General features: G+C 45.8%; 9 protein-coding genes. 8 read left to right on the plus strand and 1 reads right to left on the minus strand.

The window, feature by feature from the left end; genetic code table 11:
- The first annotated feature begins 67 nt into the window (after nucleotides 1–67).
- From ACKI61_RS13960 to ACKI61_RS13980, 5 genes are read left to right on the plus strand one after another with little or no spacing between them, the layout of a single operon-like run.
- On the plus strand, nucleotides 68–256 hold the full coding sequence (locus ACKI61_RS13960) for a zinc-ribbon domain-containing protein (RefSeq protein ID WP_407458276.1): 189 nt from the start codon (nucleotides 68–70) through the stop codon (nucleotides 254–256).
- A 52-nt stretch (nucleotides 257–308) separates the two neighbouring features.
- On the plus strand, nucleotides 309–758 hold the full coding sequence (locus ACKI61_RS13965) for a hypothetical protein (RefSeq protein ID WP_407458277.1): 450 nt from the start codon (nucleotides 309–311) through the stop codon (nucleotides 756–758).
- Nucleotides 759–812: 54 nt separating this feature from the next.
- Nucleotides 813–1,280, plus strand: a complete 468-nt coding sequence (locus tag ACKI61_RS13970; protein WP_407458278.1) for a hypothetical protein — start codon at nucleotides 813–815, stop codon at nucleotides 1,278–1,280.
- Nucleotides 1,281–1,310: 30 nt separating this feature from the next.
- Nucleotides 1,311–1,904: a hypothetical protein gene (locus ACKI61_RS13975; RefSeq protein WP_407458279.1), complete on the plus strand. Its 594-nt coding sequence runs from the start codon at nucleotides 1,311–1,313 to the stop codon at nucleotides 1,902–1,904.
- A 22-nt stretch (nucleotides 1,905–1,926) separates the two neighbouring features.
- Entirely contained in the window at nucleotides 1,927–2,484 is a 558-nt protein-coding gene (locus ACKI61_RS13980) for a hypothetical protein (RefSeq protein WP_407458280.1), read from the plus strand.
- Here the strand turns inward: ACKI61_RS13980 and ACKI61_RS13985 are convergent, their stop codons facing one another.
- Entirely contained in the window at nucleotides 2,485–3,603 is a 1,119-nt protein-coding gene (locus ACKI61_RS13985; protein ID WP_407458281.1) for an AAA family ATPase, read from the minus strand.
- Nucleotides 3,604–3,740: 137 nt separating this feature from the next.
- Between ACKI61_RS13985 and ACKI61_RS13990 the strand changes: the two genes are divergently transcribed.
- The 3 genes from ACKI61_RS13990 to thrH all read left to right on the plus strand — a co-directional run bounded on the left by ACKI61_RS13990 (nucleotide 3,741) and on the right by thrH (nucleotide 5,854).
- Nucleotides 3,741–4,286, plus strand: coding sequence for a DJ-1 family glyoxalase III (locus ACKI61_RS13990; RefSeq protein ID WP_407458282.1), 546 nt, complete (start codon nucleotides 3,741–3,743; stop codon nucleotides 4,284–4,286).
- 67 nt (nucleotides 4,287–4,353) lie between these two features.
- Nucleotides 4,354–5,232 carry an Hsp33 family molecular chaperone HslO gene (locus tag ACKI61_RS13995; protein WP_407458283.1) on the plus strand — a complete coding sequence of 293 codons (879 nt, stop codon included), beginning with the start codon at nucleotides 4,354–4,356 and terminating at the stop codon, nucleotides 5,230–5,232.
- A 4-nt stretch (nucleotides 5,233–5,236) separates the two neighbouring features.
- On the plus strand, nucleotides 5,237–5,854 hold the full coding sequence (gene thrH / locus ACKI61_RS14000) for a bifunctional phosphoserine phosphatase/homoserine phosphotransferase ThrH (RefSeq protein WP_407458284.1): 618 nt from the start codon (nucleotides 5,237–5,239) through the stop codon (nucleotides 5,852–5,854).
- Nucleotides 5,855–6,153 lie beyond the last annotated feature (299 nt).

The following is a 6,153-nucleotide window of genomic DNA, read 5'->3' on the forward strand; positions in this document are numbered from 1 at the left end:
CACTGTGCTGAAACCCGCACGGCATAGTGTGCAACAACCTGCGGGGATAAAATAAGGAGGCATAAATATGCCCAAATGTATGTATTGCGGTACAGAAATTGATGCAGATGCTTCGTTCTGTGAAGCATGTGGAAAATCAACATCAAAAACAAAAGAATGTGTTCGGTGTCTAGAACAAATTCCTGTCAACGCAAAATTTTGCAAGCATTGCGGTTTTGACCAAAATAAGGATCCGTGGGATTTTACAAACTCGTGAATGTTTGTAAACAGGTTTGTTCATATGTCAAATATGAAAAAAGGAGTTTGCAGTGAATGTAAAGAAAAACACGAGTTGTTCTCTAGAACAAGCTTTAACTAATGAAAAAAATGACAAAATCAAAAACGATATGAAAGAAAAACAAATGCAAAAGAAAAATGAACGCCTTAAAAAGAAATATGACGTGAAGAATAATGATGTTTACATTTTTTTTAATAAACTTCGCGTAGAATTAAACAAAATATTTAAACAACAGAATCCGAATTTCTATGAATTAAAAATTGCAACGAAAAATGATCCAAATTCAATCGCCTTGATAACAGAACTTTGTTTGCTAAAACACAACAAACTCAAAGGATCTATAGAAATAAAATGTCATTACGATAAAGATTCTTGTGATTATTGCGAAAACGGAATAACTAAAAAACACGTTAAAAAATTTGGTCCAAGATTATCAAAACAGATTGAGAAATTTTTTTCAAGCATAATTGACCCCAAATAGCATCGCTGTTAATTCCATTAAAAACAAAGTTATTAACCACAAGGAGATTGTCTTATGTCAAGAGAAAGGAAAGAAAATATCGAATGCAGTTTTTGCAATAGAACAGGAATAAAATTCATAACAGAAGAGTATCGCAACGGCTGTTGGAATACTGTTAGTTCCGCAATTTCTGAAGGATGGCGTTACAAATATGGTTACCTTCTTTGTCCCAAATGTTCAAATAATCCAAAGGTTTTGTCAACTATAAATCAGGAGGCTCGAAAAGATAAAAAGCAAACTAAAGCGGTTGTTTTAGCTGTTTTAGCTTTATTATTAGGATTATTTGCGGGCTTTGCCTTAGCTGCCGGAGCATACATATTCGGCATTCCATTCCTTCTTTTGAGTCTTCTTTTTATAGTATTTGGTATAAAACAAGATGCTGGATGTGGTGTTTTATCCCTTATCGCGATAATCGCTTTAATAGCAACAATTGTATATAAAAGTCAGAGTCGGCTCCGGAATATTTTTGTTCTATGCAAGTAAAGGAGATCTACTTCTTTGACTTTCTTGACGATGCAACAAATAATTGTCTGGTTTGGTTGGGGAAACGGAATCGGAGCCTTGGCTGGAATCAGCGCCATATTGACAGTGTTTGTGATACTTGCTCCTATCGTTGCAGGGTATTTGCTTTTTGCTCTCGAACGTTTGCAAATCGCCGTTTTGAAAACAATAAATCGAGACTTTGCCTATTTCTTTGTAAATTTCGTCACTTTCCCAGGAACGTTCATCCATGAAATGGCACACCTTTGCTTCGCCGTAATCACAGGAGCAGAAGTACACGAAATCTGCATGTTTGAAAGTGGCGAAGGTCACATCGGACACATCAGTTACCGTTCACGCGGTCCCTGGTTCATTCAGGCTGTGCAGCACGCACTGACCGCAGTGGCCCCGACTCTCGTAGGCTTTGTACTCGGTTTTGTGTTGCTTCGCGTTATTTGGGCTGGAGGTCATTCTATTTGGGCGAATATCGGGCTTTGGTATTTGGTGATTTCACTGATAGACCATTCAACCATGAGCGACGCCGACCTTGCATTGTACTTTAGGGGCGTGTGGATTTTCATTTTGCCATTTTTCATCTTGTTTTTTGCTCTAAGTTTGTCCGCTTAAATTATAGGTACAGGTACTCGCAATGAAAATATTAACAACTATTTTCCTACTAGCAATTCCTCTTTGGGCTATTGTTGTTAAGCCACCCTTCTCAAAAAAGGATATTCTAATTTACCTTCAAACTTCATCGGAAACAAGTACGATAACGCCTATCAAGACCATACCTATGGTTGTTGACGGTAAATACAAATGTCCGTACATTGGTTCTGTATATGGTCCGATGGAAAGAAATTTTGCCTGTGCAGATGCGTTTGTCTTTCACCTAGTAAGAATTGCCGCAAATAATAAAAAGGCCTTAGACTGTTACTATGATTACAACCAACTTAGCGGAGGACACCCAGTTACTGCACTAAATCAAAAGGAATGCCCTGATATTCTTGTCAGCTATGGCGGAATGAATTTCTTTGCTGCCGTTTACTTTGATGAACTTGATGATTATCGACTGTATTATTTCGATATGGATGTTCCAAAGCAAGTATTCCAAGGAGACCTTGAAAAGTTCCCTAAAGTCCAGTCGCAAATACAGTATCGGCAAAAGTACATGAAAAAAGATAGATCTAAAAACGAGATTGTTTTTTAGCTACAACCCCTTCAGATACAAAGCCATAAAACGGTCATAGACAATGTAGCCGTCTTGGTTTTTCATCACGAATTCTTGCGAAAGAAGCGAATCAATCGCGCGGCTGATGCTGCTTGCATTTTTTAGGCGGTATTTCTGCACAAATGCCGAAGAATTTATCGCCGTCGCACAACCTTCCTTGGCGATAGCAATCAGCAACTGGCTTTGGTTCCGAGTAAGAGTTGCCAAAAGCCTCTGGTAAATTTCTTTCTCAGATTCTATAATGGCAGCGACACATTGCTCCACGTCTGAAATTTCTACCGCAGACGGAGCCATTTCATAAAGACGGTTCAATACGCGCTGCATGTACCAAGTATGACCATCAAATTTGCTGTAGAGACCAGCAAAGATTTCTTGGGGCAGCTTGATAGAATTTTTTGCCATCCATTTCTTGGCGAATGCATAGTAATGTTCTTCGGCGATTGCCGTCAAATTGAAGATTTCGGTACTACGATAAAACGGATGCGATACCGACCCGAATATTTCCGTCATCAGGTACTGTTTACTACCGGAGAAAATAAAATGGACATTCGGGCAGAACTGGATATACGAACGAAGCAAAGCCTCTACGCCTTCGTCCTTATATTCCGCAATCTGCTGGAATTCATCAATGGCAATGTAACATTCACGGTTAGACTGCTTAAGATAAGCAAAAATTTCCGCAAGCGTATTTTTTGTTTCTTGCGGGGCAAATTCAATGGACGGTTGCGGATTCCCCGTCACGGGATCCGTAGATAATACGACCTTAAAACTTTTAAAAAGCGACAATGCGGTCTTTGCAGTCTTCTTTCCGACAGAATCTAGCTTGCCGACAACAGCCTTGCCCAAATTATAGACGAAATCTTCCAGCGATCTTGTCGGAAAAATGTCAATATAAAAGCAGGCCGCCTTTTTGTCTTCTTTCTGGATGGCATTGAAAATATGGAAAATCAGCCCCGTTTTTCCCATACGACGCGGGGAAAGCAGCGTAATATTACGCCCGTTGCTGAGAGCCGAGAGGATATACTTGGTTTCTTCGACACGGTCGCAAAAGTATTCGGGACCATTGTACCCATAAAGAAAGAACGGATTCGTATTCATACCCTAAATATAACTAAATTTCGCAAAATGCGTAACGCAAAATGCGAAATTTTCTTTAATAGACGACCACCCCCACCCACCGCAAACAATCCGTTCGTTTTTTTATTACCTTTTGAACATCCTTTCACGGAGGTTTTATGCAGATTCTTTTCTTGATGGCAGATGGTTTCGAAGAGACCGAATTCGTTACCCCGTTCGATTACTGGCAGCGCGGCGGCCTCAATGTGACGCTCGCATCCATTAGCGACAGTTTGTCCGTAACGGGTAAGCTCGGGCTCCGCATTCAAGCTGACATTCTGCTGAAGGATGCAGACCTTGCGCAGTTTGACGCGGTGATGCTCCCCGGTGGGGGGCTGGGCGTCAAGAACCTTGCGGCAAGCGCTGCCGTCGAAGCAACCATCAAGCAGTTTGACGCCCAGGGCAAATGGCTATTCGCCATTTGCGCGGCACCGCTGGTGCTTTCGAAGGCAGGCCTCCTGAAAGACCGCAAGTGCACCTGTTTCCCGGGCTGCGAAGTAGACCTCGTCTGCAAGCAGTTCCTCACCGACCGCGTGGTGGTCGACGGCAACGTGATTACCAGCTGCGGTGCCGGCTCCGCCGAAGAATTCGCCTTCGAATGCCTCGCTCAAGTAGCGGGTCGCGAAATCTGCGAAAAGATTCGTGAGCAGGTTGTGGCGAGATAGCAAAGATTCCGGGTCCAGCCAGGAATGACGTGTTACATAACGGGTCTTTTTTTTCTAAATTTGGGCCATGAATTTCAAGGACCGCATTATCCGCGCTACGGGCAAGAAGACGCCCTTCCGCCTGATTGTCGTCGACTTGACCGCGACGATGAACGAAATCGGCAAAAAGCATAACGCACAGGGTTTCGCCCTCAAGCTCCTCGCCGAAAACTCCATCGCAAGCATTTTCTTGAGCGCCTCGCTCAAGTTCCCGGGCACCGTGAGCTTTACTACCCGTTTTTCAGGCGAAATCACGCTGGTGCAGTCGGACTCCACGCCGCAGGGCCTGGTGCGCGCCATGATTCCGCAGCCGGAACTCCAGGCGGTTGGCGGTAACGAGCCCGTCCTCATTCCGCAAAGCGTCCGCGTCGTCAAGCTGAACGAACAGGGCAAGCGCGTCCATGAAAGCATTATCGAGGCTCCCGCCGTATCCATGGGCCAGAACCTCGCCACCTACCTTTTGCAGTCCGAACAGATCCGCTCGGCCGTAGGTATCGAAGCCGCTTTCAACAAAGAAGACCCGAGTAAGCTCGACTACGCCGCCGGTTTCTACATCGAAGCCTTCCCCGACCTCGAAGACAAGGACATCAACCTGATCGAGGTCATCATCCAGAACTTGCCGAAGTTCTGCGACATGAACACGCCCGAAGGCTTTGACCTCGACGAACTGTTGGACCAGCTGCGCGGCCCCTACGAAATCGACATCGTCAAAGAAATCGACCCCAAGGCCTACTGCCCCTGCAGCCACGAACGCACCGTGGCAACGCTTGCAACACTCCCGCTCAAGGACTTGCAGGACCTCGAAAAAGAAGGCAAGGACCTCGAAGTGATTTGCGACTTCTGCCGCACCCCGTACCAGATTACGATTGCGGATTTGCGCTCCATCATCAACGAACGAAAGAAATAGCCCTATGTTTACCAAGCAATGTGTCGTTACCCTGGACCTTGAAGGTGTCCTCGCCCCTGAAATCTGGATCGCCGTCGCCGAGAAGACCGGCATCAAGGACCTGCGCCTGACTACACGCGACATTCCCGACTACGACGTGCTCATGAAGGGCCGCATCAAGATTCTCGAACGCGAAAACATCAAGCTTTCGGACATCCAGAACGTGATTGCAAACCTCGGACTTCTCGACGGTGCCCGCGACTTTATGGACAAACTCCGCGACGAAGCCCAGGTGATTATTCTTTCGGACACGTTCCAGGAATTCGCCTACCCCATCATGAAGAATCTCGGATTCCCGACTATCTTCTGCCATAACCTGGAAGTCGAAAACGACATGATCAAGGGTTACCACCTGCGCCTCAACGACCAGAAGACAAAAGTCGTGAAGCACCTGCAAGACCTCAACTTCAAGGTGTTCGCCAGCGGCGATTCCTTCAACGACACGGGCATGCTCAAGCAGGCCGACAAGGGCTGCTTCTTCTGCGCCCCGGACTCCATCGTAGCCCAGTTCCCGCAACTCGAATCCACCAAGACCTACGCCGAACTCTTGGAAAAATTCCACCAGTTCCAAGCAACGCTGTAAGAGCGATGAGCACGGACCTTCGGTCCTTCGAGGTATGAGGTCGCACCCCTTACAGGGTCGCTTTGAGCACAATCAACAACAAGGTTGTCACGCCCGCGTAAGCGGGCATTTTTTCAAGGGGGAAGGCTGGTCTTTCGCTACGCTCAAGCCCCAACAGATCGGCTCGGTCCTATATTTAAAAAGGACGAAAATCACCCCTTCATTAGTCTATTTTTAGAAATGGGTAGGAGATGGGCAACCCGGCGGCTCGGTAGCGCCCGACGCAGTGCATGACATTGGGACCCATCTCCTTCAACCCA

It is taken from the genome of Fibrobacter sp., from assembly GCF_045601785.1.
Lineage (GTDB): Bacteria > Fibrobacterota > Fibrobacteria > Fibrobacterales > Fibrobacteraceae > Fibrobacter.